This is a genomic window from Nocardiopsis endophytica, assembly GCF_027706725.1.
GTDB classification, from domain to species: domain Bacteria; phylum Actinomycetota; class Actinomycetes; order Streptosporangiales; family Streptosporangiaceae; genus Nocardiopsis_A; species Nocardiopsis_A endophytica.
Window position 1 is genome coordinate 18,161 of sequence record NZ_JAQFWQ010000055.1, and the last position, 26,851, is coordinate 45,011.

General features: G+C 74.4%; 25 protein-coding genes. 8 read left to right on the forward strand and 17 right to left on the reverse strand.

The annotated features are described in order from the left end of the window. Positions 1–15: 15 nt before the first annotated feature. The 7 genes from O4J56_RS18510 to O4J56_RS18540 all read right to left on the reverse strand — a co-directional run bounded on the left by O4J56_RS18510 (position 16) and on the right by O4J56_RS18540 (position 7,746). Complete coding sequence (locus O4J56_RS18510) at positions 16–1,647, reverse strand: ABC transporter substrate-binding protein (RefSeq protein ID WP_270687256.1); 1,632 nt, start codon at positions 1,645–1,647, stop codon at positions 16–18. Then, entirely contained in the window at positions 1,644–3,335 is a 1,692-nt protein-coding gene (locus tag O4J56_RS18515; RefSeq protein ID WP_270687258.1) for a CocE/NonD family hydrolase, read from the reverse strand. The genes O4J56_RS18510 and O4J56_RS18515 overlap by 4 nt, the downstream gene beginning before the upstream one ends. 136 nt (positions 3,336–3,471) lie before the next feature. Then, positions 3,472–3,942, reverse strand: a complete 471-nt coding sequence (locus tag O4J56_RS18520) for a DUF3237 domain-containing protein (protein WP_270687260.1) — start codon at positions 3,940–3,942, stop codon at positions 3,472–3,474. Further along, complete coding sequence (locus O4J56_RS18525; protein WP_270687262.1) at positions 3,939–4,889, reverse strand: ABC transporter ATP-binding protein; 951 nt, start codon at positions 4,887–4,889, stop codon at positions 3,939–3,941. Before O4J56_RS18525 ends, O4J56_RS18520 begins: the two co-directional genes overlap by 4 nt. Next, positions 4,882–5,931 carry an ABC transporter ATP-binding protein gene (locus O4J56_RS18530; RefSeq protein WP_270687263.1) on the reverse strand — a complete coding sequence of 350 codons (1,050 nt, stop codon included), beginning with the start codon at positions 5,929–5,931 and terminating at the stop codon, positions 4,882–4,884. The genes O4J56_RS18525 and O4J56_RS18530 overlap by 8 nt, the downstream gene beginning before the upstream one ends. Continuing rightward, the gene (locus O4J56_RS18535; RefSeq protein WP_270687265.1) at positions 5,931–6,797 is read right to left on the reverse strand and encodes an ABC transporter permease; all 867 of its coding nucleotides are present in this window, start codon (positions 6,795–6,797) and stop codon (positions 5,931–5,933) included. The genes O4J56_RS18530 and O4J56_RS18535 overlap by 1 nt, the downstream gene beginning before the upstream one ends. A 4-nt stretch (positions 6,798–6,801) precedes the next feature. Next, positions 6,802–7,746 carry an ABC transporter permease gene (locus O4J56_RS18540; protein WP_270687266.1) on the reverse strand — a complete coding sequence of 315 codons (945 nt, stop codon included), beginning with the start codon at positions 7,744–7,746 and terminating at the stop codon, positions 6,802–6,804. A 129-nt stretch (positions 7,747–7,875) separates the two neighbouring features. On the opposite strand from O4J56_RS18540, the gene O4J56_RS18545 reads away from it, so the two are divergent. From O4J56_RS18545 to O4J56_RS18555, 3 genes are all read left to right on the forward strand, one after another. Further along, positions 7,876–8,361, forward strand: coding sequence for a MarR family winged helix-turn-helix transcriptional regulator (locus O4J56_RS18545; protein WP_270687267.1), 486 nt, complete (start codon positions 7,876–7,878; stop codon positions 8,359–8,361). Positions 8,362–8,608: 247 nt separating this feature from the next. After that, positions 8,609–9,469, forward strand: coding sequence for a hypothetical protein (locus O4J56_RS18550; protein ID WP_270687269.1), 861 nt, complete (start codon positions 8,609–8,611; stop codon positions 9,467–9,469). A 290-nt stretch (positions 9,470–9,759) separates the two neighbouring features. Further along, positions 9,760–10,665, forward strand: a complete 906-nt coding sequence (locus O4J56_RS18555) for an SGNH/GDSL hydrolase family protein (RefSeq protein WP_270687270.1) — start codon at positions 9,760–9,762, stop codon at positions 10,663–10,665. 13 nt (positions 10,666–10,678) lie between these two features. On the opposite strand, the gene O4J56_RS18560 is transcribed toward O4J56_RS18555, so the two are convergent. The 6 genes from O4J56_RS18560 to O4J56_RS18585 form a co-directional block, all read right to left on the reverse strand. Further along, positions 10,679–11,272 carry a hypothetical protein gene (locus O4J56_RS18560; RefSeq protein ID WP_270687272.1) on the reverse strand — a complete coding sequence of 198 codons (594 nt, stop codon included), beginning with the start codon at positions 11,270–11,272 and terminating at the stop codon, positions 10,679–10,681. 134 nt (positions 11,273–11,406) lie between these two features. Beyond that, positions 11,407–12,513 (reverse strand): FecCD family ABC transporter permease, encoded by a 1,107-nt coding sequence (locus O4J56_RS18565; protein WP_270687274.1) that lies wholly within the window; start codon positions 12,511–12,513, stop codon positions 11,407–11,409. Further along, a complete protein-coding gene (locus tag O4J56_RS18570) occupies positions 12,510–13,505 on the reverse strand; it encodes a FecCD family ABC transporter permease (protein ID WP_270687276.1) in 996 nt (331 codons plus the stop codon). Before O4J56_RS18570 ends, O4J56_RS18565 begins: the two co-directional genes overlap by 4 nt. Before the next feature lie 118 nt (positions 13,506–13,623). Beyond that, entirely contained in the window at positions 13,624–14,589 is a 966-nt protein-coding gene (locus O4J56_RS18575; RefSeq protein WP_270687277.1) for an ABC transporter substrate-binding protein, read from the reverse strand. A gap of 180 nt (positions 14,590–14,769) precedes the next feature. Continuing rightward, on the reverse strand, positions 14,770–15,729 hold the full coding sequence (locus O4J56_RS18580) for a siderophore-interacting protein (RefSeq protein WP_270687279.1): 960 nt from the start codon (positions 15,727–15,729) through the stop codon (positions 14,770–14,772). 805 nt (positions 15,730–16,534) lie between these two features. Continuing rightward, entirely contained in the window at positions 16,535–16,993 is a 459-nt protein-coding gene (locus O4J56_RS18585; RefSeq protein WP_270687281.1) for a MarR family winged helix-turn-helix transcriptional regulator, read from the reverse strand. 259 nt (positions 16,994–17,252) lie between these two features. On the opposite strand from O4J56_RS18585, the gene O4J56_RS18590 reads away from it, so the two are divergent. Further along, positions 17,253–18,338 (forward strand): NAD(P)/FAD-dependent oxidoreductase, encoded by a 1,086-nt coding sequence (locus O4J56_RS18590; protein ID WP_270687283.1) that lies wholly within the window; start codon positions 17,253–17,255, stop codon positions 18,336–18,338. Positions 18,339–18,406: 68 nt separating this feature from the next. Here the strand turns inward: O4J56_RS18590 and O4J56_RS18595 are convergent, their stop codons facing one another. Next, positions 18,407–19,126: an adenosylcobinamide amidohydrolase gene (locus tag O4J56_RS18595; RefSeq protein WP_270687284.1), complete on the reverse strand. Its 720-nt coding sequence runs from the start codon at positions 19,124–19,126 to the stop codon at positions 18,407–18,409. A gap of 9 nt (positions 19,127–19,135) precedes the next feature. Next, on the reverse strand, positions 19,136–19,678 hold the full coding sequence (locus O4J56_RS18600) for a hypothetical protein (RefSeq protein ID WP_270687285.1): 543 nt from the start codon (positions 19,676–19,678) through the stop codon (positions 19,136–19,138). A 167-nt stretch (positions 19,679–19,845) separates the two neighbouring features. Here O4J56_RS18600 and O4J56_RS18605 point away from each other — a divergent pair, with 167 nt between their 5' ends. Continuing rightward, positions 19,846–21,324 (forward strand): cellulase family glycosylhydrolase, encoded by a 1,479-nt coding sequence (locus O4J56_RS18605; RefSeq protein WP_408639139.1) that lies wholly within the window; start codon positions 19,846–19,848, stop codon positions 21,322–21,324. 264 nt (positions 21,325–21,588) lie between these two features. Here the strand turns inward: O4J56_RS18605 and O4J56_RS18610 are convergent, their stop codons facing one another. Further along, complete coding sequence (locus O4J56_RS18610; protein ID WP_270687289.1) at positions 21,589–22,800, reverse strand: MFS transporter; 1,212 nt, start codon at positions 22,798–22,800, stop codon at positions 21,589–21,591. Positions 22,801–22,880: 80 nt separating this feature from the next. Between O4J56_RS18610 and O4J56_RS18615 the strand changes: the two genes are divergently transcribed. The 3 genes from O4J56_RS18615 (at position 22,881) to O4J56_RS18625 (ending at position 25,377) form a co-directional block, all read left to right on the forward strand. Next, positions 22,881–23,285, forward strand: coding sequence for a MerR family transcriptional regulator (locus O4J56_RS18615; RefSeq protein WP_270687290.1), 405 nt, complete (start codon positions 22,881–22,883; stop codon positions 23,283–23,285). A 78-nt stretch (positions 23,286–23,363) separates the two neighbouring features. Beyond that, a complete protein-coding gene (locus tag O4J56_RS18620; RefSeq protein ID WP_270687292.1) occupies positions 23,364–23,966 on the forward strand; it encodes a TetR/AcrR family transcriptional regulator in 603 nt (200 codons plus the stop codon). Positions 23,967–24,084: 118 nt separating this feature from the next. Next, positions 24,085–25,377, forward strand: a complete 1,293-nt coding sequence (locus O4J56_RS18625) for an MFS transporter (RefSeq protein ID WP_333563810.1) — start codon at positions 24,085–24,087, stop codon at positions 25,375–25,377. A gap of 78 nt (positions 25,378–25,455) precedes the next feature. On the opposite strand, the gene O4J56_RS18630 is transcribed toward O4J56_RS18625, so the two are convergent. Next, entirely contained in the window at positions 25,456–26,283 is an 828-nt protein-coding gene (locus O4J56_RS18630) for a DUF4253 domain-containing protein (RefSeq protein ID WP_270687294.1), read from the reverse strand. Between the last annotated feature and the right edge of the window lie 568 nt (positions 26,284–26,851).

Here is a 26,851-nt window from a genome sequence, read left to right on the forward strand (position 1 = left end):
ACCCCCGGGGCAGGCTCATTCCCCGGTCCCGCCGAGCCGGGCGGCCCACGGCGCCGCCAGCCACGCCGACGACACGGGTGGTCCCGTCAGGCCGTCGCGCAGGAACAGGCGAGAGTAGGTCTCGCCCAGCGTCACCTGGAGCCGGGCGTCGTGGTAGAGCCTCTGCGCCTCCACGAAGCCCTCCGCCGCCTCCTCGGGGTCCGTCGTCGCCATCGCGCCCCGCAGGGCCCCGGCGACCTCGGGATCGTCGTGGCCCGACCAGTTGAAGTCGCCGCCCTCCAGGGCGAACATCGGCGCGTAGTACAGCGCGCCGGGCGCCTCCAGGTACCCCGTCGTCGCCACCAGGTCGGTCCCCTCGCGCGCCGCGGGGTCGTAGAAGAACGCCGCGAACTCGGTCGGCTGGAAGCGCTCGATGGAGATGTCCAGCCCGATGTCGGCGCCGGCGGCCTGCACGATCTGGGCGCCCAGCAGGCTCTCCTGGTCCCCCGACGCGATCGCCAGGACCAGCTCGGCGCCCCCGGCCCCGGCCTCCTCGACCAGGGCACGGGCCTGTTCCAGGTCGGGGCCGCCGATCTCGGGAAGCGCGTCATAGCCCTGCCGGTAGATGTCGGCGGCCGGGTCGCCCTCCCACGCCAGGGGCGGCGTGAACGTCTTCATCGGACGCCCCATCCCGCGCAGCACCTGCTCCACGTACAGGTCCTTATCGATCGCCAGGTCCAGGGCCCGGCGCACGCGCGGGTCGGCGGCCGGCCCCTCGTCGGTGGTCGGACCGAAGCTCGCCGACATGGTGCTCGGCCCGGCGTACAGCGTCCCCGCGTCCGAGGAGCGCAGCGTCCGCGAGCCCTCCACCGGCGGCTGGTAGGCGCCGTCCATCTCACCGCTGATCAGCGCGGCGGTGACGGTGGAGGAGTCGTTGACGAAGCGGAACTCCAGCTCGTCCACGAGCGGGGCGCCGTCCCGGTAGGCGTCGTTGGCGGTGATGGTCAGGCCCTCACCGTGCCGCCACTCGCCGAACGCGAAGGGGCCCGTGCACATCAGCCCGCCGTCGGCCCGGCCGAACGCCTCCCCGGCCTCCTCGGCGTACTCCTTCTGGACGACCGCGCCGGCCGCCCCGGCCAGAAGGTTGCGGAACTGGATGTCCGGCCCCTCCATCTCCAGCACCACCCGGAGCGGCCCGTCGGTGCGCACCTCCTCCACCCCGGCGAAGGCGAACGCCGTCACCGCCTGCACCTGCGGGTCCATCTGCCGCTCCAGGCCGTAGGCGACGTCCTCGGCGGTCACCGGGGTGCCGTCCCAGAAGGTCACGCCCTCCTCGATCCCGATGGCGAACGTGTCCTCGTCCTCCCACTCGGCGTACGCGGCGACCCCGGGACCGATGGAGTAGTCGGGGTGCAGCCGCAGCAGCGATTCGCACAGGTTGACGGCCACCGCGGACTCGGAGGGGGAGCCGGCCCGCACCGGGTCCAGCGTCCTCGGCTCCCCCTGCGGGAGCCCCCATACGACGCGGTCGACCGGCTCCGTTCCGGGTTCGGTGGCCTCCACCAGCTCCACCTCGCCGAGGCCGGCCTCCTCCCCCGGTCCGCACCCCGTGGCGGCGAGGACCACCACCAGCGGAAACAGGGCGGGGGCGAAGCGCCGGCCACTCACCGCCGGCCGCCTTCGCCGTGCGCCTCCGGCAGCCGGTTCAGGTGCACGCGCGCCCCGTCGGCGCCGCCGAGCCGCAGGGTCTGGTGGTTCTTCTCCGCCGTCGCTGCCGTCCAGGGGTCCAGTCCGTTCCCGGGCTGGGGCATGAACTCGGGGAAGTCGCTGGAGGCCACGTGCACGCGGAAGCGGTGCCCGGCGCGCAGCCGGTAGCCGATCTGGCCCATGCCGATGTCGACGCGGCGGCCGCCCGCGGTGTCGGGGAGGTGCACCTGGCCGCGCGCCACCAGGTGGGCGGCGCCGTCCGGGGCGATGTCGAGCAGCCGCACGAACACGTCCATCTTCGGGCCGCTGCTGCCGACCTCGCCGGTGAAGCGCACCGGCCCCGCGTGGTCGGTGTCCTCCCCGGCCCGTGGGCCGTCGAAGACCAGCACGTCGGGGCGGTCGGCCCAGGCGCGCTCGTCGGGGTATTCGCGCAGGACCGCGAACGGGTCCGTGACCGGCGAGGGCACGAGGTCGTCCGGGTCGTGGGTCCACTCCACGACGGCGGGGGCCGCCTCCTCAGCGTCCGGCCCCTCCCCGGGCACCAGCCGCCCTTCGGGGGACAGGGCGAGGACGAGCGGCGAGAGGCCCTCGGGCGGCCAGCTCGCGCTCGTCCGGAAGCCCTCGGTGTGCGCGAGGTTCCACCGGACCCTGGGGATGTCCTCGGGCGATCCCTGCCCCTTGACGAAGACGTCGAAGAACTCCAGGGCGGGTTCGAGGTACCCGGGAAGGGACGCGCGGACCTCCTCGGGCGTGTGCTCCGTCCGGCGCCCGGCCTCGGACAGGCCGACGCTGTCGTGGTCGATGGAGTCGATGAACAGGTACTGGTTGTGCGCCCACCCCGGGCGCTCGGCCAGCGCGTACACGTCCTGCCAGTGCCACGGCGCGCAGTTGTCCCACCAGCCCATCTGGTGCAGGACCGGGAGGGGGCGGGCGTCGTAGGGGTGGCCCCAGGGGAAGCGCCGCAGGAACACCGGGTTGTCCGGGTGCCACAGGTCGAACGACATCGACCGGGTGCCCATCTGCGCGAAGAACCGCTCCACGTTGTCGATGTAGGGCCGGTGCGACCAGTCCGGCTCCCACAGGTGGACGTCGTTGTCGTGGAAGAACGTCACCGGGTACATGCGGTGGATGCTCATCTCCACCTCCATCGCGCCGTCCTCACCGGCCGGCTCGGGCAGCGAGCCCAGGCGGGTGCCGGTCACCCGGGGCGCGATCGCCTTGAGCGCGGGATGGCCGGTCGAGGCGGCGGCCCACTGGGTGTAGCCGTAGTAGGAGTCGCCCCACATGGCCACGTCGCCGTCGCACCACGGCTGCTTGGCGACCCAGTCGATGGTGTCGTAGCCGTCCACCGCCTCGTTGACGAAGAGCAGCGTCTCTCCCTCGGAGCGGAACTTGCCGCGCACGTCCTGGGCGACCACGTGGTAGCCGCGCCCGACCATGTAGGCGGCGATGTCCGGGATGGAGACGAAGGGCCCGTCCTTGTCGTAGGGGAGGCGGATGAGGATGACCGGCCCGGGGGAGCCGTCGCCCGTCAGGTAGACGTCGGTGGCCAGGCGCACGCGGTCGCGCATCGGGACCATGTACTGCGTGGCGCCTTCGGGGACGGGGGCCGGTCCGTTGTGCAGGATCTGGATGGGCTCGGTGTCCATGTGTCGTCCTCTCTCTGAGCGGATCTGCGGATGTGCGGCTCTGCGGATGTGTGGATCTGTCGACTCGTCGATGTCGCCGGGCGCCGTCGGCCGACGCGCCCTCGGGGCACGGCGGCCGTGCCCCTCGGAGCACCGCTCAGCGCACCGCGAAGAAGCGGATGCAGATCCGCCCGGTCTCCGCCTCGTCCCGGGCCTCACCGACGAAGACGGTCCGGGTCAGCCAGGCGTGCTCCGCGGCGTCGGTGCGGAACTCGGGGCTGGTGCGGAAGTAGTACTCGCCGGGGTCCACGGGCTCGCGGGCCTCGGCGCGGCGCGCCACCGCGGGGTCGGCGACGAAGTGGCCCCGGTTGGTGATGTCGATCAGCGCGCCGTCGTCGGCGCGGATGAGGTAACGGGCGTTCACGTCGGTCACGCGCTCGTCCCGTTCGACGGCCCAGTCGCCGCCGCCGGGCACGACCGTCCCGTTGAGCAGTGGGCCTTCGACCACGCCTCCGGTGATGGGGACGAACGACAGGGGCCCACGGGAGCCGTCGCCGATCGCCTCCGGGGCGGCGCATTCGACCTTCGCCTCGAATGCGAACTCCAGGGCGGGGGGTCGGGGGGTCATGGCGCCGTCCTTCCGGGGTCGGGGATTCCTGTGGGATGCGGGACGTGTGGGCCGCCGCCGGGTCCGCCGGCCGACGGGTCGGTCGAGGGGGCGGCCGACGGGTCGGCGCGCCCGATCGAGCGGCGCGGGGTCCAGCCGGGCCGGGGCAGGGATTCGATCAGCCGCCGCGTGCACGCGGCGCGCGGCGCGGCCAGCACGTCGTCGGTGGGCCCCTGCTCGGCCACCCGGCCGCCGTCCATCACCAGCACCCGGTCGCACAGGTGCCGCGCGGCGGCCAGGTCGTGGGTGACGAAGAGCAGGGCCAGGCCGGTGTCCGCACGGATGTCGGCGAGCAGGTTGAGCACCTGGGCCTGGATGGAGACGTCCAGCGCGGCGACCGCCTCGTCCAGCACCAGGAGCCGGGGGTCGGCCGCGAGGGCGCGGGCGATGGCCACCCTCTGCCGCTGCCCGCCGGACAGGGCGCCGGGCCGGAGGCCGCCGTGCGCGGGGGCCAGGCCGACCCGGTCGAGGAGCGCATCGGCACGGCGGCGCGCGGCCGGGCGGCCGGACCGGCCGGCTCCGTGGAGCGCCAGCGCCTCCTCCAGGCAGCCGCGCACGCTCTGGCGGCGGTCGAGCGAGGAGTAGGGGTCCTGGAAGACCATCTGCACCACGCTGCCCCGGCGGCGGCGCTCCCGCGCGGTGGGGCGGCGGTGCGACCAGTCCTCTCCCTCGACCCGGACGGTCCCGGATGTGGGCGCCTCCAGGCCGACGACCATGCGCGCGGTGGTCGTCTTGCCCGATCCCGACCCGCCGACGACGGCCAGCGCGCCGCCGCGCTCCAGGCGGAAGGAGACACCGTCCACGGCGACGGCCTCCTCGCGCCCGCGGGCGGCCCGGTTCCGGACCCGGAACACCTTGCGCAGTTCGGACGCCTCCAGCAGCGGGGCGCCGGTCCCCGTTTCAGCCACGGCGGTCCTCCTCTCCGATCTCTCCGGGGGCACCGCCGCCGGCGTCCTCGCCGACGTCCTCGCCGAAGTCCGTGCCGGGCGCGCCCTCATCGGCGAAGTGGCAGGCCACCCGTCCGGCGCCGAGCGGGCGCAGCGGCGGTGCCGCGGCGCACACCTCGGCCGCGCGGGGGCAGCGGTCGCGGAAGGCGCACCCGTCGGGCGCCTCGTAGGCGGGCAGGGGCCGACCGGGCACCGCCTCCAGGCGGCCGCGCGGACCCCGGATGCGGGGGCGGGCGCGCAGCAGTCCGGCGGTGTAGGGGTGCAGCGGGCGGCGCTCCAGCTCCCGCGCGGGGAGCTCCTCCACCACGCGGCCCGCGTACATCACCCCCACGCGGTCGCACACGGCCGCGGCCAGGTCCAGGTCGTGCGTGATGAACAGCAGCGCGGCGCCGCGCTCGCGCCGCAGGTCGCCCAGGATCGCCATCACCTCCTCCTGGGTGGTGGCGTCCAGGGCCGTGGTGGGCTCGTCGGCCAGGATCAGCCGGGGCCGGGCCGCAAGCACGGAGGCGATCATCACCCGCTGCAGCAGGCCCCCGGACAGCTCGTGCGGCCACTGGCGCATCCGGCGGGGCGCGGCGTCCACGCCGACCTCCTCCAGGAGGCCGACCGCCTCGGACTCGGCGCGGCGCCGGGAGGCGCCGCCCACCGTGCGCAGCCCCTCGGTCAGGAAGTCGCCGACGCTGCGCACCGGGTTGATGTGCGCGCGGGGGTCCTGGAAGACCATGCCCACCCCGCCGGACCGGTAGCGGCGCAGTCCGGCGGGGGTGAAGGCGCCTACGTCCGCGCCGTCGAACAGGATCCGGCCGCGCGTGCGCAGGGCGCGCGGGAGCAGCCGCAGCACCGCACGGGCGGTGAGCGACTTGCCCGACCCGGACTCCCCGACCAGGCCGAACGCCTCGCCCGGGGCGACGTCCAGGCCCACGCCCCGGACCAGCGGGCGGCCAGGCGCCTCCACGTGCAGGTCCTCCACGCGCAGCAGGGCGGGTTCCCTCGGTCCGCTCATCAGGCCTCCACCAGTCCGAACCGGTCGGCGAGGCGCTCGCCGAGGACGTTCACCGAGACCACCACCGCGACCACCGCCGCGGCGGGGAACAGGGCCTGCCCGGGGTGGCCGCCGAGCACCGCGGACCGGCCGTCGGCGATCATCAGCCCCCATTCGGCGGCCGGGGGCTGCAGCCCGAGCCCGAGGAAGTTGACCGCGGCCAGGTCGAGCAGCGCGTAGCCGAACCCGACGGTGGACTGCACCAGGATCAGCGGGGCCAGGTTCGGCAGGAGGTGGCGCAGGCAGATGGTGGGCCCGGAGGCGCCCTGCAGGCGCAGCGCCTCCACGTACGGCAGGTGCGCCTCGCGGATCGCGGCGGCGCGCACCACCCGGGCCAGGACGGGGACGTAGGCGATGGACAGCACCACCACGGGCGCGGCGAAGCCGGTGCCGAGCACGGCGGCGGCGATCACCGCGAGCACCAGGCCGGGGAAGGCGAGCACCACCTCCAGGGCGCGGGAGAGCACCGCGTCGGTGCGGCCGCCGAACCAGGCGGCGGCTACCCCCAGCGCGGTGCCGAGCACCCCGGAGACGAGCACGACCAGCGCCGGACCGGCCAGCGTGGGCCGGGCGCCGTGGATGATCCGGGACAGGACGTCGCGGCCCAGGTCGTCGGTGCCGAGCCAGTGGGCGGCCGACGGGGGGCCGAAGACCTCCAGCTGGTCGACGCCGGCGGGGTCGTAGGGGGCGATGAGCGGGGCCGCGACGGCGGCGGCGACGGCCAGGGCCGCCACGCACCCGGCCGCGGCGAGCAGCGGGTCGCGGGCGGCGGCACGGCGGAGCGCGCCGCGGACGGCCGGGACGCGCTCGGCGTGGATCGCGGACACGGTCTCACCTCACCTGGGGGACGCGGGGGTCGAGGAGGGCGGACGCGGCGTCGACCAGCGTGTTGACTGCGGTGAACGCCGTGACGATGAGCATGGACAGGGCCATCACCACCGCCATGTCCTGGCGGGCGGCGCTCTGCACGAGCAGCGAGCCCAGGCCGTTGACCCCGAAGGCCTCCTCGACGATGGCGGTTCCGGCGAAGAGCCCGGCCAGGGTCAGGCCGGAGACGGTCATCACCGGCGCGGCCGCGTTGCGCAGCACGTGCCGCCGGACCACGGCGGCGCGCGGCAGGCCGCGCGCCTCGGCGGTGCCGACGTGGTCGGAGTGCAGCTCGCCGCGGACGGCGGTGCGGGTCACCCGGGCGACATAGGCGGTGAAGGACAGGGCGAGCGCGACGGCGGGCAGGGTCAGGTGCTCCAGCCGCCCGGCGAACCCGCTGCCCGCGCCGTACACCGGCAGCCAGCCCAGCCGTGTGGCGAAGAGCCAGATCAGCAGGGTGGCGACGACGAAGGGCGGCGCGGCCTGGGCGGCGGAGGTGGCCACGGTCAGCGTCCGGCCCACGGCCGGGCCGCCCAGCGCGGCCAGGGTGCCCAGGCCCAGGCCGGCGGCGATGATCAGCGCGCCGGCGTAGGCGACCAGGAAGGCGGTGGTGGCGGCGCGCTCGGCGATGAGCCCGCCGACGCCGGTGCGGTAGACGGCCGAGGTCCCCGGGTCGCCGGTGAGCAGTCCGGCCAGCCAGTGGCCGTACTGGAGGAGGAAGGGGTCGTCGAGGCGGTACTCGGCGCGGATGGCGGCCAGCACCTCGGGGTTGGGCCGCTGCCCTCCGGCGAGCAGCGCGGCGGGGTCACCGGGGGCCGCGTACAGCCCACCGAATATCAGGAAGCTTGCCGCAAAGAGGGTGAGGACCAGTCCGAGCGCACGACGGAGGGCGAACGAGATGACATTCATGTGCCCACCTCCCACCCGCACAGAGCGATCCACCCGCTGGAGAGTGGTCTACGTCTCATGCGGCATGAGTGTAAGCAGAAATCAGTTTTCCTGACAAGGCTTGGAGCGTGATTCTGCTAGACTGCCCCCGTGCCACCTACGGAATCCGCAGCAGTGCCCCCCGCACCGGCCGACCCGGCGGCGGCGCCTCCCTCCTTCACCTACGTCGCCGGCCGTGTGGACCAGGGGATCCGCCGGGAGCTCAACCGGCGGCTGCGCCCGCACGGTCTGAGCGTCCCGGAGCTGACGGTGCTGTCGGTCCTGGCCCGCCGCACGGGCCTGTCCAACGCCCAGCTCGCACGGCGGTCGATGGTGACGCCGCAGTCGATGAACCAGGTGCTGGCCTCCCTGGAGCAGCGCAGCCTGGTGGAGCGCACCTCCGACCCCGACCACGGCCGCGTCCGCCGCACGGTGCTCACCCCCGAGGGCGCCGCGGTGCTCGGCCGGGCCCAGGAGGCGGTGGACGAGCTGGAGGACGAGATCCTCGGAGACCTGTCCCCGGCCCAGCGGGCGCTGGTGCTGGAGAGCCTGGTCCACTGCATGGAGAGGCTGTCCGAGCTCTCCCGCGACCGCTGAGGCGCGGCGCCTCCCCTCCGCCATCCGGCGGTTCGTTCCCCGTGAGCGGGAACCGGACGGGGGTGTCGACCGGTCGATTCACCGACGGATCGATTCGCCACCGTGCGCATCGATCGACCAGAGTGGGACCGCTATGGTGCATTCCCGCGTCGGGTGAGGAGAGGAAACGGTGTCGATGCAGCAGTCTCCGCCGCCCCCGGGACCACCGGGGCCGCCTTTCACTGCTCCGTCTCCCCCGCCTGAGGCGGTGCAGCCGCCCCCGGCCTCGCGGCCGAGCGGCGCGGGCCGGTGGGTCGCCCTGGGGGCGGGCCTGTTCATGCTGGCGCTGGTGGTCGTCACGGGCGTCGTCGTGGTGACGGCGGTCGCCAAGGGGGGCGAGGCGGCCGCCAGTGGCGGGGACGCCGCGGAGGCCGGGAACGAGGCGGGCGCCGGCGCCGGGACGGAGGGCGGGAGCGACGGCGGGCAGGACGGTTCCGCGGGCGGCGCCGCTGACGGCGCCACCGACGGGGACGACGGCTTGGCCTCAGAGCCCGGCGGGCAGTCCGCTTCCGACCCGCACGAAGGCGTCGCCGCCTACACCGGCCCCGACACCCCGACCCAGGTGGCGGTCGGCCCCGGACCCCACCGGCTGCCCGCCGACGCCTGCGCCGCCGTCGGCCCGCAAACGCTCGAAGGCCTGGGGATGGGCGAGGAGCCCACCCGCTCGGAATCCTCCGAGGGGACCGCGCCGAGCAGGAGCTGCATGTGGCAGCAGCTCGCCGACGACGGCTCGTTCCACGTGGTCCGGGTCCGGTACGAGTCCGCGGACACCCCCGAGCTCGCCGCCGCCGTCTACGACGCGGCGGCCGAGGAGCAGACGGGCATCCTCGGCGAGGTGGTGCGGCAGGAGGAGCCCGGCATCGGCGACGAGAGCACGGTGGTCCTCGTCGACAACGGCAAGGGCGCCTACCAGGGGCTGGTCTTCGTCCGCCTGGGGAACACGGTGGTCACCGTCGAACGGGAGATCCAGCCGCAGGCGGGCGGCACGGGCGCGCCCACCCTGGCCTGGGGGCCGACCTCACAACTCATGCCCGAGCTGGGCCGCCAGGCCCTGAACAACCTGGCCTGACCCGTCGGCGCGGCCCTCCTCTCCGGGCCTGCCGCGTCCTGTCCGGCGCCCCTCTCCCGCCGCCGCGCCCCGGCGGCGGGAGGGGGAGGGCGCCGGCCCGGAAATGGGCCCACACGGGCATTGACGCGCCCACGGCGCCGCGGTGAGGATTACTCACCGGTAAGGGTTTTTCGCGGACGTCCCGCTCCGTCCGCTGCGCGCAGCCTCCCCCGTGTCCCCCGACTCCCCCCGCACCCCGCGGCCGGGCTCCCCTGTGCCCGGCCGCCCCGGACACCACGCGAGGTCGCGCCATGTCCCCATCCCCCCGTGCCCGACGACTGTCCCTGGCCGCCGTCCCCTTCGCCGCCGCGGCCCTGGCCGCCCCGCTCCTGGCGACGGCACCGGCCTCGGCGGCCCCCGTTCCCGCCGAGGACGCCGTGGCGAAGTACGCCGCCCTGGGCGACTCCTTCACCTCCGGCGTCGGCATCCCCGACCAGGTCGACGCCGAGTGCGGCCGCTCCGACCGCAACTACCCCACCCTGGTCTCCGCCGACCTCGCCCCCGGCTCCTTCACCGACCTGAGCTGCGGCGGCGCCACCACCGAGCACATGACCGAGCCGCAGGGCTCCAACCCGCCGCAGTTCGACGCCCTGGAGCAGGACACCGACCTGGTCACCCTGCAGGTGGGCGGCAACGACATGGGCTTCGCCGACATCGTCACCCGGTGCGCGGTCCTGGGGGCGTTCGACCCGAACGGGCAGCCCTGCAAGGCCAGCTTCACCTCGGGCGACAGCGACGAGCTGCAGGAGCGGATCGAGGAGACCGCGCCGAAGATCGACGGGGTGCTGGAGGGGATCGCCGAGCGGTCGCCGGACGCGCGCGTGCTGCTCCTCGGCTACCCGGTGATCATGCCCGACGACGGGTCCAACTGCCACGGCACCGTGCCCATCGCCGCCGGGGACGCGCCCTGGCTGCGCGACTCCCAGAAGAGCCTGAACGACATGCTCGCCGAGCGCGCCCAGGCGCACGGCGCGGAGTACGTGGACACCTACACCGGCTCCGTGGGCCACGACCTGTGCCAGCCGGAGGACGTGCGGTGGATGGAGCCGCTGAACGCGGTCGACGCCGCCCCCGTCCACCCGAACGCCGCGGGCCACGAGGCCATGGCGGGCGCGGTGCTCGGCACGGCCTCCGCGGCCCCCGCCGGGCGGCTCTGAGCCGCACCCGAGATCAGCCGGGGAGGCTGTCCGGACCGTCCACGGGCCGCCGCCCCGGCTGGTTCCTCCGGTCCTCCTCCTCGGGCGCCCCTTCCACCATGACCATGCAGAAGGCGCTGGTCCCTTCGGGCACCCGCTCGTTCATGGCCCTCTTCTGCTCCTCCTTGGTGGCAGAGGGCTGCCAGGGGTTGCCGTCCTCGTCGATCCGGGTGGTCCCGTGCAGGTCGCGCGGCCCGGCCAGGGCCATCACCGTGGTGACCAGGAGCCCGACGATGCCGAAGAAGACGAGGAGGGCACCGGGGAACGTGCCCGCGGCCCCGGTGAGGATCAGCAGCGCCTCGGCCGCGGCGACACCGGCCGCGATCAGGCCCCACTTCTTCGCCGATGCCCGGCGCAGGGCCCGCGTCCCCTCCTGGTCGAGGATCCGGTGGCGCTGGGTGCGGCCGCAGTGCCCGCAGCTCACCTCGACGTCGGCATGGCCGCTCGCCGGGCGCGGCACGAGGTACAGCGTCTCCCGGTTCGTGTGGCGGACGAGGTTGATCCCGGCCTTCTCGGTCGAGAGGTTGTGGACGACCTTGAACAGGACGCGGTCGGTGACGGGCGCCATCGAGGGGATCCTCCATCGGAGCGATGTCGGGAACGACCGGAACGTCCCCCGTCCCGGGGCGCTCAAACGGGTCCCCGTTCGGTCCCCTGCCAGGGGCCCGAAGAGGCTTCCGGAAGGCGCGGCGGCCGCGCCCGTCACCGTCCCCTGCGGGCCTCGTGGATCAGCAGCCACACCAGGTAGGCGCCGCCGAAGACCACGGTGACCACGCCCACCGGGATCGTCAGCGGGACCACGTGCTGGGCGATCAGGTCCGAGGCCAGCAGCAGCCCGGCGCCGAAGACGGCCGTCGCCACCAGGGGGATGCCCGGCGCCCCGGCGATCCTCCGGGCGATCTGCGGGGCGGCCAGGGACACGAACGCGATCGGCCCGGCCACCGCCGTCACCACGCTCACCAGGGCGACCGCCACCGCGATCGCCGCGGTGCGGGCCCGTCCGACGCGCACGCCGGTCGCCTGGGCCATGTCGTCGCCCAGGTCCATCTGGCGCAGCGCGGGGGCGGCCGGCGGCAGCACCGCCATCAGCACGGCGACCGCGGCCATGGCCGGATAGGCGGTCTCGGCGGTGACGTTGTTCAGCGTCCCCGCGCCCCACGCGGAGGCGAACAGGGCGGTCTCGACGTCCGCCCGCAGGATCAGCCAGGTGTTCACCGACGCCAGCATGGCCGAGACCCCGATGCCCACCACGATGAAGCGGAAGCCCTTGATCCCGCCCCGGTAGGCCAGGAGGTAGATGGCGACCGCGGCGGCCAGGCCGCCGATGAGCGACCCCGCCGTGATGAGGCTCCAGCCCCCGCCCAGGAGCATCAGCGCCACCAGCATCCCGGTGAACGACCCGTTCGCCAGGCCCACGATGTCCGGGCTGGCCAGCGGGTTGCGCGTGAGCGTCTGGAACACGCCGCCCGCCACGGCGAGCGCGGCGCCGAACACCGCGGCCGCCAGCGCGCGCGGGAGGCGCCACTCGACGACCACGATGCGCTCGAAGCCGTCGGTGCGGCCGGTGAGCACCGCGATCACCTGGGAGGGGCTGAGCGGGTAGTCGCCCAGGGCCAGGGCGAGCAGTCCGAGGACGGCGACCGCTCCGGCGGCGGTCAGCACCACGGCGGCGGTGCGCAGCCGCACCACGGCATTGGCCCCTTCAGGGCCCACGACGACGCGCCTGCGCCCGCCGTCGACGGCGGGCCGGTGCACGAGCCTGCGGTCCGGCGACGCCGCCCGCTCCGGGGATGTCCGCGATGTGCTCACAGGCCGCTCGCCTTCGGTCGGCGCACCAGGGCGATGAGGACCGGCGCGCCCACGAAGGCGGTCACCACGCCGACCGGCATCTCGCTCGGCAGCACGGCGACCCGGCCGAGCACGTCGGACAGCAGCACCAGCACCGGCGAGGCGATCAGCGTGCCGAGCAGGATGCGGCGCTGGTCGGGGCCGACCGTCCAGCGCACCACGTGCGGGATCATCAGCCCCACGAACGCGATGGGCCCGGCGACGGCGGTGGCGCCGCCGGCGAGCAGGGTCACGGCGGCCAGGACGGCGGTGCGCACCCGGCCGACGTTCACCCCCTGCGCCCGGGCCACGTCGCTGCCCAGGGCGATGGCGTTCAGCCCCGGGGCGACGGCGGCGGCGAGCACGAGCCCGACCGCGAGCAGGGGGAGCACCGGAACGAGGACGTCGGAGCCGCGCTCCAGCAGGCTCCCCGCGTTCCAGCCGCGCATCCGGTCGAAGGCGTCGGGGCGGGTGAGCATCAGTCCGGTGGTCAGCCCGGAGAAGACCGCGCCGAGCGCGACCCCGGTCACCGTCAGCCGGACCGGCCCGGCGGCCGGTCCCCCGGCGGCGCCGACGGCGTAGACCACGACGGTGAGCACCAGGGCGCCCGCGCAGGCCAGCCAGACGTAGCCGCCGGGGGTGGTCACCCCGAAGAAGGCGATGCCGATCGCGACGGCGAACGCGGCGCCCGAGTTCACCCCGAGGATGCCGGGGTCGGCGAGCGGGTTGCGGGTGAAGGCCTGGATGAGGGCGCCCGCCGTGCCGAGCGCCGCGCCGACGGCCAGCCCGGCCGCGGTGCGCGGAACCCGCTGCTCCCACACCACGAAGCGGGCCTCGGAGCCCCCGCCGCCCAGCAGCGCGTCCAGCACCGCCGACGGGGGCTGCGGGTTGGCGCCGACCAGCAGGGACAGAAGGACGGCGGCGGCCAATGCCAGAAGGCCGCCGACCACCCACACCGGGGCCCGTGCGCGCATGGGCCGGGCAGGGGAGGGCGCCGCCTTCTCCCCTGCGACCGCTCGTCCTGCCACCCGCGCCCCCGTTCCCGTCCGGTCCCGCCGCGGCGCGCCGGGGGACCGGCGCGCCGCGTGGAGCCTACTCCGAAGCCTTGAAGGCCTCGGACTCGTCCAGGATGCGGTCGAGGTCGTCGAGGACCGTCATGCCGCCCTTGGGGCCGACACCGGCGATCCAGAACGAGTCCTCCACCGTGTGCAGCTCGGGGAACTCGTCCTCGTTGTCGCTGATCGACGGCGGCACGGCGTCGTCGGCGTCCGGGTCGGCGGCGGTGACCAGGACCAGGTCGGCCTTGGCGTCGAGCACCTTCTCGGGGGAGATGTCGACGGAGATGTCCTCCCAGTCGTGCTCGGGGATGGTGAACCCGGCGCACTCCAGGGTGCTCCCGGCGAAGGAGGTGGGGCCGTACAGCGAGAGGACGTCGTCGCGCGGGCGGATGAGCTCGGCGGTCGACCCCTCGGTGCCGTACTTCTCGGCGATCTCGTCGCAGCGCGCCTGGTAGTCGCCGAGCAGCTCCTCGGCCTCGTCCTCCTTGCCGAGGGCGCTGGCGACCAGCTCGACGTTGTCCTGCCACGGGTCGGCCTGGGACTCCATGAAGACCGTGGGCGCGACGTCGGACAGCTTGTCGTAGAGGGCGGAGTGGCGCGACTCGGTCCCGATGATGAGGTCGGGCTCCAGGGCGGCGATCTCCTCGACGTTGGGCTCGGGCACGGTGCCCACGCCCTGCACGTCGGAGGCCTCCTCGCCGAGGTACTCGGGGACCCCGGCGGCCTCGTCGAAGAGGGCGGCGCCGACCGGGACCGTGCCCAGGGCGACCGAGGTGTCGAGCTGGACCGGTTCGAGCACGACGACCTTCTGCGGGTCGGCGGGGACCTCGGTGGTGCCGCGGGCGTGCTCGACGGTGCGGGTCTCGCCGGAGGCGTCCCCGGATCCGCCGGAGCCGCCGGAGTCGGCGCCGCCTCCGCACGCGGACACGGCGAGCACGGCGGCGGCCGGGAGGGCGATGGGGAGCAGGCGCGCGGAGCGGCCGCGGGTGGTCTGGGGCATGGGGGATCCAATCCGCCGGTACGGGAGTGGCCGAGTCCGGCCAATTTAGCGGACCCTAACTTAGCAAAGGCTCACCTCAACCTGTCCAGCCCCCTCCCAGGTCGGATGCGGTGACGAAGGGAACACGCGACGGAACCGCGGTGCGCGGGGCGCCGCCCGCTCCGGTCCTCCGGACGCCGCTTAGGCCCCCGATCCGGAGCCCACTGGTCTAGGCGCCCCCGAATCGACGGCACCCGGCCCGGCGGCCGCGGCCGGGGCGCGCCGCTCGCCGGTACGGCCCCTGGCATTCCAGTAGCCCTGGGCGTGGATGCGGTCGGGGGCGATGCCGGCACCGCGCAGGAGGTCCCGGATCCGTGCGACGCGGGTGCTCTCGGCGGCGGTCCAGGCGTAGAAGCCGGAGCCGAGGGCCGCCGTGCCGGGGGCGTGCTCGCGGGCCCACGCGGCGACCGCGTCGGCGAGCGGGCCGCCGTGGCCGGAGTCGGGCGTGCGGAGCACGACGGTCGCCCCGTGCCGCTCCCCGGCCACTCCGGCCACCGCGTCCACCCCGGCCACCGAGACATCCGCGGGATCCGCCGCCTCGACGACGACGTCGGCGCGGACGGACGGACCGAGGGAGGCGAGAACGGCGCGGATCGCGGGGAAGGCGGCCTCGTCACCGGCGATGAGCACGCGCTTCGCGGGACCCGGCCGCCACTGGATGCCGTGGTCGGGGCGGCCCCGGCGGACGTCCGGCCCGGAGAGCAGCACCCGCTCCCCGCCGAGCGCGGAGGCCGCGAGGGCGCTGGCGGGTCCGGGGGCGGAGTGGAGGTAGAAGTCGATGTCCACCTCCCGGTCGTCCGGGCGGACACCGGCGACGGTGTAACTGCGCAGGAGGGGCCGCTCCCCGACGGGGAGCGAGCGCCAGCGGGACCGCCACTCGGCTTCGGTGAGCAGGCCGTCGCCGTCGGCCGTTGCGTCGAGCACGTCCGGCACCGGCCCCTCGGGAACGAGGATCTTGATCCGCTGGTCGAGCCCGTAGGGCCCGAAGAGGCCGAGGCGCGGGCCGGTGAGCGTGAGCCGCACGAACCCGGGCGAGAGCCGCCGGACGGCGCACACCCGCGTGTCGAAGAGGACATTGGGCGAGGCGGTGAACGACGGCATCGGCGGGCGGCTCCCAACCCCTCGGTGCGACAGTGACGACCGCTCAATGATGCACGAGGGGGCGGAAGCGGCTCAGCGCGACTGGGGGGTTCCCGCGGTGCGGGTGGGCGGCCCATACGGCAGCGCTGCCGGGCGGCGGGCGTGTGCGTGGTCACCGTTGATGGCGGCGACGAGGAGAGGTCGGCGGCCCACACCGCAGCGCTGCCGACCGTGGGGCGTGTGCATGGTCGACGTGGAGGGCAGCGACGGCAGAAGCGGGGCGGTTCCCGGGCCCTGCCTGCCGTCCGGTGGGCCCCTCGCGGTTCGGGTGGGCAGCGCGGTGGGCAGGCTGCGCGGTCACCCGCGCTAGTGGCGGCCGCCGCCCCGCTGCGCCCTTCCTGCCGATGATCTCGACAGGAGTGCTGTCAAAACCGCCGGAATGACAGCACTTCTGTCGAGATCATCACCAGGGGGGCGGGCGAGGGGGCGCGGGGGAATCCTGCGTCGTGAAACCGACGCCTGATCAGCCCAAAAGCGTCGATTTCACGACGCAGGATGCCCGGCCCCCTCTCCCGCTGCCCGCTATGCCCGGTATGCGCCGCCTGGGAGGCCCCCTCCGCGATGATCTCGGCGGGAGTGCTGTCAAGACCGCCGGTATGGCAGCACCTTCGTCGAGATCATCGCCATGGGGGTGCGTGGGCGGGTGCGGGGGTTGATCGGGTGGTGGGATCGACGCCTGAACCGCCTGAAAGCGATTTCACGACGCCCGGCTCCGCCTGCGGGTCGGGCGGCTGCTCGTGGTCCGGGCGGGCACCCCGCCGCCGGTTCACTCCGCGGTGCCGGTGAAGACCTCGGGTACGTGGTTCTCCGTGACCACCTGTTCGAGCAGTGCCGTCAGACCCGTGCGGGCCTCCTCGTCCAGGCCGTCGGTCAGGGCTGCGATCCGGCGGCACGCATCGGCGTAGAACTCGGCCGCGACCTCGGCGCCCTCCTCGGTCAAGGCGATCACCACGGCCCGGCCGTCGTCGGGGGCCGTCTCGCGCCGCACCAGCCCGCGCCGCGCGGTGCGGTCGACCAGTCCGGTCAGGCTCGACTTCGCCAGCCGGAGCATTCCGCCGAGTTCGCCCATCCCGTGCGGTTGCGCCATCAGGACGCACAGCAGGTTCCCCTGCTGCGGCGTGATGCCGTAGTCCCCGCTGGCCTCGGCGTACACGGCGTCCACGAGGAACGAGGTCCGCACCAGCGCAGTGGCGACGTCCATCGGCCCGTCCGTCTGCTTGCCCATCTCCTCATAATACATTCGCAGAACGAACTAAAGGCGGGGTGCGGGGTGTCCGGTCGCGCCCCGCCGCATGTGAACACGCCCGTCGGGCGGCCGCTCCCACCTCTACCGCCGCCGGGGCTCCGTGCCGCTCCGGCCCCGTCCGGTCGGCCGACCTCTCGTCGGGGGTTGCGGTTCGTAGTGCGAACTACTACCGTCATGGTTCGTGGCACGAACTAAAGATGTTCGTGGCGCGAACTCAATCCACGAGGAGCGTTGCATCATGAGTCGAACAGTCGCGATCGTCGGCGGAGGCTACGGCGGCGCAGCGGTCGCCAAGGCGCTGGAGTCCGAGGCGGACGTCGTCCTCATCGACCCGCGGGACGCGTTCGTCAACGCGGCCGGGTCATTGCGGGCGCTGGCCCGCCCCGACTGGGCGCCCAACATGTTCTTCCCCTACGAGTCGCTGCTCACGAAGGGGAGGTGGATCCGCGACCGCGCGGTGTCGGTGGACCCCGGCGGCATCACCCTGGCGTCGGGCGGGCGCGTCGAGGCGGACTACACGGTCCTGGCCACCGGCTCCGGCCACTCCTATCCGGCCAAGCCCGTCTCCGGCGCCCTGGACGACCTGCACCGCACGCACAAGGAACTGCTGCGGGCCGAATCGGTGCTGATCCTCGGGGCCGGCCCGGTCGGCCTGGAACTGGCCGGGGAGATCCGGCAGGTCTGGACGGACAAGCGGATCACCGTCGTCGACCCGGCCCAGGAGCTGCTCCCCGGATTCCGGCCGGAGGTGGTCGAGGACCTGCGCGGCCAGCTCGACGCCCTTGGCATCGACGTGCGGCTGGGGACCCACCTGACGGAGCCGCCGAGCACGGAGGTGGGCCGGGCCGAGGCCTTCACCGCCACCACCTCCCACGGCGACCGGATCTCCGCCGACATCTGGTTCCGCGCCTACGGCACCCGCACCAACAGCGACTACCTCGCCGACGGGCGGCTGACCACCCTCACGCCGGAGGGCCGGGTCCCGGTGACCGAGACCCTCAACGTCCAGGGGTACGACCACGTCTACGCGATCGGCGACATCACCGACGTCGACGAGGCCAAGATGGCCGGCTACGCCATGCAGCACGCCGAGGTCGCCGCCGAGAACATCCTCGCCGGGATCAAGGGCGAGCGGCCCACCGCCACCTACCGGCCCCTGCCGTTCCCCATGATCCTGCTGCCGCTCGGCCCGGTCGGGGGCGTCGGGCAGCTGCCCTCCCCCGACGGCCCGTTCGCCGCCCCGGCCCAGATGGTCGCCGAGTACAAGGGCGCGGACCTGTTCACCGGGCGCTTCACCGAGCAGTTCGGGCCCACGGCCGCCTGAACGGCGGTGGCGGCCGTGGGCGGAACCCGGCTCGTGGGGAGGCCGCCGGGCCTTCCCACGGGCCCCGCTCACTCCCTGCGGGCCGCGTCGTCCAGGGCGCCCGTGCGGACCGCCTCGTGGACCGCGCGCGCCGCGCGGCCGCCCCAGCGGGAGCGGGGGCCGCCGAAGGGGTCCGGGGCCTGGCCCGGGACGTCGGTCGGGCACGCCACGCAGATCGCGTCCGAGGCGGTCCCGGTGCACGCGTACCCGGCCTCCATCACCGCCTGCACCTTTGCTTCGACCGCCGTGGCCAGCAGGTTCACCAGCCCGGAGTCGGACAGCGGCGCCGGGACCGCCACGACGATGTTGATCGTGCCCGGCCGCGGCCCCGCGAGGGGGACGTCCAGCCGCAGCTCGTCCAGGTCCGGGGAGTCCGCCGCCCAGGTCGGACGCCCGATGCCGACGGTGGCCAGCGCCTCGGCCCCGTCGTCGGCGGCGAACCGCGCCCGGGACACGTCGGCGGCGGTCATCAGCCCCACACCGCGTCCGCGCAGGCCCGCGCGGGTCGCGATGCGCCGCAGGTGCGCCGCCGGGTCCAGGCGCCGGTAGTCGCCACAGACCTGGGCGTTCACCACGAAGCTCCGCTCGCCCAGCCCGCCGCCGAGCACCGCGGAGGAGAGCATCCGCCAGCCGGGGCCCACATCCCACGCCAGCGCCCGCATCTCGCGCCCGTCCTCCAGGCGCGTGTGCAGGCGCGGTGCGATGAGCGCGCCGCCGGGTACCGCCGTTGTCCTGTCCCGCCTGTCCACGGCGCGACTTTAGCGGGCCGGGAGCGGCTCCGGGCGGTGGACCGCCGCCGTGGCGCCCGCGCACACCCAGCCCAGGGCCGCCCCCCACAGCAGGCCGGCCACCGCGCCGCCCGCCGCGTAGGCGCCCCAGCCCAGCGGCCCGAGCCCCATCAGGGCCGCGGGCGCCGCTCCCCGCACCGCCCCGGCGAGCGCCGTCCCGAGGGTGAAGGCGCCCCACGCGGACAGCGCGGTACGCGCCCGCCCGGCATGGGGACGGCGCCGGACCGCCCGGGCGGTGAGGGCTCCGGCGGCGACCGCCACCACGGCCACCGCCGCCAGGTCGGCGAGGAACAGGGGCCAGGGGCCGCCGCCGACCGGAACCGCGCGCAGGGGCGGCGGGCCGTAGGGCGCGCCCAGGGCGGAGGGGACGACGAGCCACGCCGCCCTCGCGTTGAACCAGGTGAGGAAGGCCGCGGAGCCGAACAGCAGGGAGGGGAGCAGGGCGGCGGCTGCGGCGGCGGCCGCCGCACGCCGTGCGGGGGAGCCGCCCGGGCTATTGCGAATTTCATTCACGTTTTGCAGGATAGTGACTCAGGTCTCACATCGACAGGGGTCCGACGGGGACTCCCCTCCTCCGCCGGAACCCTGGTGGGGCCGTCCCCCCTGGGCCCCGTCGGGGCCGCCCTGGAAGCGCATCGCCGGGTCGGCCCCGGCGGGGCCCATCCCCCGGAGAGGTGAGCGTGACGCCCATGACGCGAACCCGGCGCCCCGCCCTGCGGACCGCCGCCGTCGCCGCCGTGCTGGTCCTCGCCGCGGCCGGTGTGGCGGCCGCCACCAGGACCGAGCCCGGCCCCGTCCGCTACATCACCGACGAGCAGGGGCGCGCCCTCTTCCTCCACGGCTTCAACACCTCCGGCTCGGCCAAGGACGACCCCGACTCCCTCCCCTGGATCACCGAGGAGGACGTGCAGCACGAGTACGACGCCATGGGCACCAACTTCGTGCGCCTGCTCATCCAGTGGAGCGCCGTCGAACCGGAGCCCGGGGAGTACGACGCCGACTACCTGGACGCCGTGGCCGAACGCGTCGACTGGTACGGCGAACGCGGCTACCACGTCCTCCTCGACATGCACCAGGACCTGTACGGGGCGGCGATCTCCCCCGAGCGGCACTCCGGCAACGGGGCGCCGGACTGGGCCACCCACACCGACGGCCTGCCGGTCGCCGAGCAGGACATGTGGGAGCTGGTGTACCTGGAACCGGGCACCATGCGCGCCTTCGACCACTTCTGGAACACCACCGGCGACCACCCCGAGCTGATGGACCGCTACGCCGACGCCTGGGGCGCGGTCGCCGAGCGGTTCGCCGACGACCCCGCCGTCATCGGGTACGACCTGATGAACGAGCCCTTCGGCGGCAGCCTTCAGGGGGCGGCCTTTGAGAGCGGTCCGCTCGCCGAGCTGTACCGGCGCTCGACCGAGCGCATCCGCCGGACGGACGCCGACACCTGGATCTTCGTCGAGGGCCAGGCCGTGGGCGTGAACTGGGGGGCGCCGTCGGCGCTGCCCCGGCTGGACGACCCGCGCCCGGGCCGGCCGCGCATCGTGTACGCACCGCACGTCTACCCCCTCCCCATGGACCTCGGCCGGGCCTACACCGGCTCGGGGCGCGAGCAGGTGGACGCCGCCATCGCGCTCTGGGAGGAGAACGTCCGGGTGACCGCGGAGCGGCTGGGGGCGCCGGTCGTCCTCGGCGAGTTCGGCCTGGACATGTCCGGTGAGGGCGCGGGCGACTACGTGGAGCGGATGCTCGACGTCACCGACGGGATGGCGACCGGGCGGGCCTACTGGTCGAACGACCACGACGGGTGGGGGCCGTGGGCCGACGAGGAGCTGACGCCCGGCCCCCTCGCCGAGGTGATGGACCGCGCCTACCCGCGCGCGGTGGCGGGGCGGCCGGTGGACATCGCCTACGACCCCGAGGGGCCCGAGCTCACGGTGCGGTTCACGGCGGAGGAGGGCGTCACCGGCCCCACGGAGGTGTACCTGCCGGAAGACGGGTTCCCCGACGGGGGTGAAGCGGTGGTCACGGCGGAAGGCGGCGAGCAGGACGCCGTCGACGCGAACGGGGAGTGGGACGCCGAGCGGCGGATCCTGTCCGCCGGCCTCGCCTCGCCCGAGGCCGGGACGGAGTACACCCTGAGCGTCCGCCCGGCGTGAGAGGCGCGCCCGCGGCGCCCCTTCGCCACGGAGCGCGGGGCGAGAAGGAGACGGGCTGGGGGGAGTATGGATCGATTCCTCGTCCTGGGCCGTGGCCGGGGACGAATCCCTTCCCGCCCCCTTGACCGCGGAGCCCGACAGGGCTCGTCCGACCGGCCCATCCATCCGTGAGGAACATGAGAGCCCGCGCGGATGGGCGGGCGGACCGCAGGGGTCCGGCCCCGCCGCCGAACGCCGAGCACACCCGCCGATCCGTGCGACCTCTCAGTCCTCCGCGACGACAGAACTCCGGGCCGTCTCGGGCGTGGTGGGCCCGGCGGGGGCGTCCGTCCCGCGCCGCGTCCGGGGCAGGACCAGGTAGGTCAGCCCCAGGCCGACCAGGCTCAGCGCGGCCCCGGCCGCCCCCGTCCACCGCAGCGCGTCCGCGGCCACGATGAGCCCCCCGAGGGCGGAGCCGGCGGCGGCGCCCAGGTTGAACGCGCCGACGTTGACGGCGGCCGCGAGCGTCGGGGCCTCCCCGGCGTGGCGCATGATCAGCCCCTGCAGCGGCGCGATGGTGGCGGTGGTGAGCAGGCCGAGGAGGAGGACGGCGAGCACGGCGGAGGGCTGCCAGGCGACGGCGAACGGCAGGGCCGCCAGGACCCCGGTCAGGCCGCCGAACACGCCGCGCACGGTCGCGGACAGCGACCTGTCGGACAGCCGCCCCGCCGCCAGGTTGCCCAGGACGCTGCCGCCGCCGTACGCGAGCAGCAGGGCGGAGACGGCGGCCGGGGAGAACCCGGAGACGCGTGTGAGCAGCGGCGCGATGTAGGTGAACACCACGGTGACGCCGGAGAAGCCGACCGCGGTGGTGGCGATGGCCAGCAGCACCGGCGTGCGGGTGACCACCCTCAGCTCGTCGCGCGGGCGCGTGGACGGGGCCTCCTGCCGGGGCAGCGCCGCCGCCAGCAGCGCGACGGCGACCACGGAGAGCGCGGTGAGCGCCGCGAACGGGGCGCGCCACCCGGCGGCGTTCCCCAGCAGCGAGCCCAACGGCACCCCGAGCAGCATGGCCGCGGTCAGGCCGGAGGCCACGGCGGAGATCGCCGTGCCGCTCCGGTGCTCGGGCACCACGCGGACGGCCATCACCAGCGACAGCGCGAAGAAGGTGGCGTGGCTGAGCGAGGAGACCACGCGGCCGACGAGCAGCATCCCGAAGGTCGGGGCCAGCGCGCTGATGGCGCTTCCCGCGGCGAACAGCAGCATCAGGCCGATCGCCAGGCCCTTGCGGGGGAGGCGCGCGGTCGCGAGGGCGACCACCGGGCCGCCGATCACCACGCCGAGCGCGTAGGCGGTCACCGCCTGCCCGGCGGTGCCCTGCGTCACCCGAAGGTCCGCGCCGAGACCGGGCAGCACGCCCGCGACCAGGTATTCCGATGTTCCGATGACGAAGACGCCCGTGCACAAGGCGGCGAGCGCGGCAATGCTCTTACCCATGCCGGGGACGCTAGAGTTTCACATCGATGTGAGAGTCAAGCGGCGGTGCCGCCGCTCGAGGCGTCCGTGAGGAGCATCACGTGCGGATCGGTGAGCTGTCCCGCAGGACCGGCGTCCACGAACGGCTGCTGCGCTACTACGAGGAGCAGCACCTGCTCCACCCCGAGCGGCGCCCCAGCGGCTACCGGGAATACCGGGAGGCCGACGTGGACACCGTCCGCCGCATCCGCGGCCTGCTCGCCGCGGGCCTGGGCACCGCCACCATCGCCGCGGTCCTGCCGTGTCTGCGCGACGAGGGGGAGCGCCTGGTGCCGACCTGCCCGAACCTCCTCTCCGACCTGTCCCGGGAGCGGGAGCGGATCACCAGGGCCATCGCCGACCTGGAGTTCTCCCGGGCCGCGCTGGACGAGGTCATCGACGCCGCGCCCGCCGACATCGCCGAGCGCGCGGCCGCCGCGGGGGCGGGCACGGTGCCGGAGCGGTGACGGCCGGTCCGTCTCGCGCCGCGGGGCCGGACGTCGAGTTATGGACTACGTGATCCAAAAAGTGTTAGTGTTCCCGCCATGGGACGACCCCGGAAGTTCGACGAGGAGCGCGTCATCGAGGCGGCGAGCCGCGTCTTCTGGCGCAAGGGCTACGAGGCCGCGTCCACCGACGAGCTGTGCGCCGCCACCGGCCTGACGCGCAGCAGCCTGTTCAACGCCTTCACCTCCAAGGAGCACCTGTTCAAGCGGGCGCTCTCGCACTACCTGTCCAGCCGCACCGCCCGCCAGGCGGCCGCGCTCGACGCACCGGGAGCCTCCGGCGCCGAGCGGATCCGCCGTGTGTTCGCCCTGGTCATCGAGGACGAGGCGGCCAACCGCGGGGGGCCGGGCGAGGGCGGCCCCGGCTGCTTCTCGGTCAACACCATCACCTCGATGGCGCACCTGGACCCCGAGGTCGCGCGGCTCGTCGGCGCCGACACGGAGCGGCGGCTGTCGGCGCTGCGCCTGGCCCTGATGGACGGCCGGCTGGACGGGTCGGTCACCTCCGAGCGCGACCCCGCCGACCTGGCCTGGTACCTCAACGCGGTCATCTCCGGTATGCGCATCTCCGGGCAGGCCGGGGCCGACTCCCAGACCCTTGAGGCCGTCGCCGCCACCGGGATGGACGCGCTGACGGCCTGAGGCGCCGCCGTTCCACCGTCCCCCTGCTCGGCCGCCACTCGGCGTGCGCGCGCCGCACCCGGTCGAACCTGTGCCCGTTTTTTGGACTGTGTGATCCATAATGATGAAGGAGACCCCCATGGCCCGTACAGCGTCCGACACCGCGTCCGGCACTGCAGACACCGCGGACGACACCGCGAATGACGCGTCCGCATCGGCGGCCGAGGAGGCGGCCCCGGCGACGGGGACGATGAGACCCCCGGGGGCGGGCGGGCGCCGGCCCGACAAGGTACCGCCGACCGTCCACCTCATCGCCCTCGGCATCTTCACCATGGTCACCAGCGAATTCGCCGTCGGCGGCCTGATGCCGCAGATGGCCGAGGGGCTGGGCGCCGGCGTACCGCGGATCGGCTACCTCATTACCGCGTTCGCCCTGGCGATGGCCTTCGGGGGGCCGGTGGCCGCCACCGCGCTGCACCGCCTCCGGCCGACGACGGCCCTGCTCGTGCTCTTCGCCGTGTTCTTCACCGGGAACGCGCTCGCCGCGGCGGCTCCCGGCTACACCACGATGCTCATCGCACGGATCGTCACCGGCGCCGCGTCCGGCGCCTTCTTCGGTGTCGGTCTGAGCGTGGTCGCCGGGATCACCCGCCCCGAACTGCGCGGCCGGGCCACCGGCATCGCGATGCAGGGGCTGATGGTCGGCACGCTGCTCGGGCTGCCCCTCTCCACGTTCATCGGCGAACTGTGGGGGTGGCGGGCGGCCTTCGCCGCGATCGGCGTGCTCACCCTCCTCGCGGCGGGGGCGAGCGCCGCCGCACTCCCCCGCCTGGAGCGGGAGGAGGGGGCCGGGGGCCTCAGGCAGGAGGCCGCGGTGTTCCGCGACCCCTGGCTCCTGGGCGCCATGCTCTCCTCGACCCTGATCATCGGGGCGACGTTCGCCGCGTTCTCCTACTTCACGCCCATCCTCACCGAGCTCACCGGTTTCTCCCGGGGAACGGTGCCGCTGCTGCTCCTGGTGTACGGGGCGGCCACGGTGGTGGGCAACGCGGTCGTGGCGCGGTTCGCCTCCTCCCGGACCCTCACGGTCATCGGCGCCGGGCTCGCCCTGAACACCCTCTTCCTGGCGGTGTTCGCGCTGGCCGCCGAGCACGCCGTCCCCGCGGTCGCCGCGATGGTCGGGATCGGCCTCGTCGGGGTGACCATGAACCCGGCGATGATCACCCGTGTGCAGCGGGCGGGGAACGCCGGACCGCTGGTGAACACGGTGCACTCGTCGTTCATCACGCTGGGCGTGGTGGTCGGCTCCTGGGGCGGCGGGCTGGCGATCGACGCGTTCGGGCTGCGGGCACCGCTGTGGACCGGGGCCGCCCTGGCCCTCATCGGGCTGGTGACCCTGATCCCGAGCGCGCTGAAGGCCAGGAGGGGCTGACGGCGCCTCCCCTCCGGTCCCTCTCCTCCTGCATCGCGCACATCGCGTCCGTCCCCCTGGGCCCCGGGGGGACGGACGTCAGTCCCACCAGAGGAACCAGTCCCCCGTGGGGGCGACCCGCTCCGCGAGCGCCTCCACGGTGCCGATGCCCTGGAGGACGATGTCCGGGCAGTAGGCGTACATCTCCATTGCGGCGAGGGCGGCCCCTCCGGCGGTGGCCGGCGCCCGGTCGACCGCCAGCTCGATCACGTCGCCGGTCATGCCGACCAGCTCCGCCCCGTACTCCTCGTGGAAGTGCCGGAGCACGGCCATGTGCTCGTGGCCCTCGATGCCGTGGTTGCACGCCCCGTCCCAGCGGAGCAGTGCGGGCACCTCGTACCCGGCGGACGCCCGCACCAGCATCAGCAGGGTCGTGGGCGAAGCGACGGCCCAGGGGGTGGAGGGCTCCGGCTCGAAGAGCACGTCCCGGTCGGACCCGGGCGGGTCGGCGGCCTCGGCGCGGAGGGTGAGGCGCTGCGAGAGGTCGGCGGCGTCGTGCACGAGGCTGGGCACCGGTGCGTCGCCGGGCCCGAGATCGTGGAACGTGCGGACATAGAGGTCCTGGAGGAGGGAGACCGCGTTGTGCTTGTTCCCCAGGGCCAGGGCCGACGGGTCGACGGACCCGTCGAGCATCTCCCAGGGGATGAGGGTGGGCGAGGGGTCGCCGCTGAGGACGGGCCACCAGCCGCTGGAGTCGTGGAGTGCACGGAGGGAGGACCAGAGGGCGAGGACGTCCTTCTCGGGGACGCGGGCGACGTAGACGGGGGAGCCTGCGACGTCCATCGCGACCCGATCCATCTGCGGGAGCGAGCAGCCGCGCTGCGCGCACGCGGTGCGCAGTACGGGGATCGGCATTGGAAGGTGCATGTCGCGACCCTAGGGAAGCGCGAGGACAAGCAGGGCGGGATCCGGCGAAACCGTTGGTGCGCGGGGGCGGGCCGGTGCGGGGAGGGGGCGGTGGAAGGTGAGGGGCGGCGGGAAGCGGGGAGGCGCAGAGCACAGTGAGTGGGCCCGGATCCGGTTTGGCGCAGGGGATTCGAGCGGCTATAGTCGTCCAGGTCGCTCTGAGCGGGACCATGGGGTTCAGGCTCGGGCGGCGGTCTTTCTCGGTCGAAGCGAACACCGGTCGCAGCATCGGTGGGCGTGGCCGCCTCCTTCCGGAATCCGGAACACCTCTGGTCCGAGCACCGGCGAAACCATGGCATACTTGCCGAGGTCTTCACGCCGTTCACGGGCCCGGGGAAAACCGGAACCGAAAGGACGGAATCAGGAAGAAACCGGAACAACCCGCCGATTTGGCGGACCGGGGAACACCTGATAAAGTAAAGACACAACAAAGCGGAAAGCCGCCTCACACGGAAAAGCGACACGGTTCGAAGTAGCCGGGGCTTGTACGGGATGAGCGGTTGTTTCTTGAGAACTCAACAGCGCGTGT

Bases quoted from the DNA above. Each gene is read 5' to 3' on its own strand.
- O4J56_RS18515 (WP_270687258.1), bottom strand. From the start codon at position 3,335: ATGGACACCGAGCCCATCCAGATCCTGCACAACGGACCGGCCCCCGTC.
- O4J56_RS18520 (WP_270687260.1), bottom strand. From the start codon at position 3,942: ATGACCCCCCGACCCCCCGCCCTGGAGTTCGCATTCGAGGCGAAGGTC.
- O4J56_RS18530 (WP_270687263.1), bottom strand. From the start codon at position 5,931: ATGAGCGGACCGAGGGAACCCGCCCTGCTGCGCGTGGAGGACCTGCAC.
- O4J56_RS18540 (WP_270687266.1), bottom strand. From the start codon at position 7,746: ATGAATGTCATCTCGTTCGCCCTCCGTCGTGCGCTCGGACTGGTCCTC.
- O4J56_RS18555 (WP_270687270.1), top strand. From the start codon at position 9,760: ATGTCCCCATCCCCCCGTGCCCGACGACTGTCCCTGGCCGCCGTCCCC.
- O4J56_RS18560 (WP_270687272.1), bottom strand. From the start codon at position 11,272: ATGGCGCCCGTCACCGACCGCGTCCTGTTCAAGGTCGTCCACAACCTC.
- O4J56_RS18570 (WP_270687276.1), bottom strand. From the start codon at position 13,505: ATGCGCGCACGGGCCCCGGTGTGGGTGGTCGGCGGCCTTCTGGCATTG.
- O4J56_RS18575 (WP_270687277.1), bottom strand. From the start codon at position 14,589: ATGCCCCAGACCACCCGCGGCCGCTCCGCGCGCCTGCTCCCCATCGCC.
- O4J56_RS18580 (WP_270687279.1), bottom strand. From the start codon at position 15,729: ATGCCGTCGTTCACCGCCTCGCCCAATGTCCTCTTCGACACGCGGGTG.
- O4J56_RS18585 (WP_270687281.1), bottom strand. From the start codon at position 16,993: ATGGGCAAGCAGACGGACGGGCCGATGGACGTCGCCACTGCGCTGGTG.
- O4J56_RS18590 (WP_270687283.1), top strand. From the start codon at position 17,253: ATGAGTCGAACAGTCGCGATCGTCGGCGGAGGCTACGGCGGCGCAGCG.
- O4J56_RS18610 (WP_270687289.1), bottom strand. From the start codon at position 22,800: ATGGGTAAGAGCATTGCCGCGCTCGCCGCCTTGTGCACGGGCGTCTTC.
- O4J56_RS18620 (WP_270687292.1), top strand. From the start codon at position 23,364: ATGGGACGACCCCGGAAGTTCGACGAGGAGCGCGTCATCGAGGCGGCG.
- O4J56_RS18625 (WP_333563810.1), top strand. From the start codon at position 24,085: ATGGCCCGTACAGCGTCCGACACCGCGTCCGGCACTGCAGACACCGCG.
- O4J56_RS18630 (WP_270687294.1), bottom strand. From the start codon at position 26,283: ATGCACCTTCCAATGCCGATCCCCGTACTGCGCACCGCGTGCGCGCAG.